2 protein-coding genes are annotated in these 2937 nt (G+C 42.4%); both read right to left on the bottom strand.

All coding sequences use genetic code 11. The features are described from left to right. Positions 1-39: 39 nt before the first annotated feature. Positions 40-1617, bottom strand: a complete 1578-nt coding sequence (locus tag CIK98_RS11970; RefSeq protein WP_094384530.1) for a leucine-rich repeat domain-containing protein — start codon at positions 1615-1617, stop codon at positions 40-42. 232 nt (positions 1618-1849) lie between these two features. Continuing rightward, positions 1850-2937 (bottom strand): leucine-rich repeat domain-containing protein (locus tag CIK98_RS11965; RefSeq protein WP_141210531.1); only part of this gene is annotated, 1088 nt, incomplete at its 5' end.

The raw sequence follows: 2937 nt of genomic DNA, 5'->3' as shown, positions 1-2937 counted from the left end.
CATTGCTGTCTGATGGGAACTTATGGTATCCATGCGTTGTTATTTCACTGCTATTTTTACACTCTCCTTACCAATCCTGGCTACTACGATGGTGCCTTGCTTGGCAGAGAACGAAACGTTGCCATCTGTTGATTTTGCAGTGCCGAGAGCCTTTCCGTCAAGAGCATAGAAGCTGACTGTCTCGTTGTTGTCGAGACCGGAGATGGTGATGAAACCTCCTGCCGACTGGATGGCGATGCCACGCTCTTTTGCTGATTCAATACCATCGGCGTCTTCGATAGCTTTAATAGTTCCAAAGTCGCTCCAAGGAGCTGTTGTTTTATAAGCCTCGATTGCAGATGCAGGGACGTGAAGTGTAGCATTTTCGATATTATCATAGAAAACAGAATAACCGGTCCATGGAACTTCTTCTGCGTAACAATAGACGTTTTCTATATTTATACATTGAGCGAAAGCCTCACCTCCAATACTTGTCACAGAATTAGGAATCGTGACTGAGGTGAGGCTCTCGCAATAGTAGAAAGCCTCATTTCCAATACTTGTCACCGAATTAGGAATAGTGACGGAGGTGAGGCTGCTGCAATAGTAGAAAACACCATCTCCAATACTTGTCACGGAATTAGGAATAGTGACGGAGGTGAGGCTGCTGCAACCCAAGAAAGCACAAATTCTAATACTTGTCACAGAATTAGGAATCGTGACTGAGGTGAGGCTGATGCAACCCCAGAAAGCCCCATTTCCAATACTTGTCACAGAATTAGGAATCGTGACGGAGGTGAGGCTGCTGCAATCCGAGAAAGCATAATCTCCAATACTTGTCACAGAATTAGGAATCGTGATTGATGTCAAGCTGCTGCAAGAATCGAAAGCTCCTCCAATTATTGTTGATATATTTTCAGGTATAGAATAATGACCTTCATATCCCTTTGGTAAAAAGACAAACATATCATTTACAATAATTGGATGTGTGAGGCTGCTGCAACCCAAGAAAGCATTATCTCCAATACTTGTCACAGAATTAGGAATCGTGACGGAGGTGAGGCTGCTGCAAGATTGGAAAGCACGATTTCCAATACTTGTCACGGAATTAGGAATCGTGACGGAGGTGAGGCTGCTGCAAGAATCGAAAGCTCCTCCAATTATTGTTGATATATTTTCAGGTATAGAATAATGACCTTCATATCCCGCTGGTAAAAAGACAAACATATCATTTACAATAATTGGATGTGTGAGGCCACTGCACCCAACGAAAGCACTCTCTCCAATACTTGTCACAGAATTAGGAATCGTGACTGAGGTGAGGCTGCTGCAAAAAGAGAAAGCCATATATCCAATACTTGTCACAGAATTAGGAATCGTGACGGAGGTGAGGCTCTCGCAACCAGAGAAAGCTGCCCATCCAATACTTGTCACAGAATATATTGAATTTTCAAAAGTAATAGATTCGGGAATCACTATGTCACCTGAATATTGTACGCCGCCGGACGTTACTGTGGCGTTGTTTTCAGAAATGTCATAGTAAATTCCATCCACCTCAACAACATCTGCAGATGCAGAAATTGAGAAAAACACGCTAAGAATGAGCGTTGTCAAACATGCAGTAAATCTTTTTTTCATAATTTCAATAATAATTTAATTTAATATTTAACTCACTTGACCAATATGTCTTTTCCTGATTTCACTAGACACTTTTTCCCTTCATTAACTGAAACCGTAGAAAGCTTTGCAAAATGCATACTGAATCAATAGATACATGCCGTAAAAGCATCCTGTTTTTGTTGACACAGTAATCATGCTGGACTTGCAGAGCCCGGGCTGTCTGATGGGAACTTATGGTATCCATGCGTTGTTATTTCACTGCGATTTTTACACTCTCCTTACCAATCCTGGCTACTACGATGGTGCCTTGCTTGGCAGAGAACGAAACGTTGCCATCTATTGATTTTGCAGTGCCGAGAGCCTTTCCGTCAAGAGCATAGAAGCTGACTGTCTCGTTGTTGTCAAGACCGGAGATGTTGATGAAGCCCCCGACCGACTGGATGTCAATGCCACGCTCTTTTACTGATTCAATACCATTGGAGTCTTCGATAGCTTTAATAGTTCCAAAGGAGCTCCATGGTTTTGTTGTTTTATAAGCCTCGATTGCAGATGCAGGGACGTGAAGTGTAGCATTTTCGATATTTGAATCATCGAAAGCAGTATAAATGGTTGATGGAACTTCCTCTGCGTAACAATAGACGTTTTCTATATTTCTACAGTATTCGAAAGCCCATTTTCCAATACTTGTCACAGAATTAGGAATCGTGACGGAGGTGAGGCTGCTGCATTCATAGAAAGCAAAATCTCCAATACTTGTCACAGAATTAGGAATCGTGACGGAGGTGAGGCTGCTGCATCGAGAGAAAGCCGCATCTCCAATACTTGTCACAGAATTAGGAATCGTGACGGAGGTGAGGCCGCTGCAACCTTCGAAAGCTCCTCCAATTATTGTTGATATATTTTCAGGTATAGAATAATGACCTTCATATCCCTTTGGAGAAAAAAAGACAAACATATCATTTACAATAATTAGATGTGTGATGCTGCAATAAGCGAAAGCTCTCTCTCCAATACTTGTCACAGAATTAGGAATCGTGACGGAGGTAAGGCTGCTGCAACCATAGAAAGCCTCATTTCCAATACTTGTCACAGAATTAGGAATCGTAACTGAGGTGAGGCTGCTGCAATAAAAGAAAGCTCTCTCTCCAATACTTGTCACGGAATTAGGAATCGTGACGGAGGTGAGGCTGCTGCAATAAAAGAAAGCTCTCTCTCCAATACTTGTCACGGAATTAGGAATAGTGACGGAGGTGAGGCTGCTGCAACCCAAGAAAGCACAAATTCTAATACTTGTCACAGAATTAGGAATCGTGACTGAGGTGAGGCTGATGCAACCCC

This window comes from Prevotella sp. P2-180, assembly GCF_002251435.1.
Classification (GTDB): domain Bacteria; phylum Bacteroidota; class Bacteroidia; order Bacteroidales; family Bacteroidaceae; genus Prevotella.
The sequence above is the reverse complement of the archived record's forward strand: the minus strand, read 5'-3'. Positions and strand labels throughout refer to the sequence as shown.

What these genes read in the sequence shown, in the direction of transcription:
- CIK98_RS11970 (WP_094384530.1), bottom strand. Translation starts at nt 1,617, where the DNA reads ATGAAAAAAAGATTTACTGCATGTTTGACAACGCTCATTCTTAGCGTG.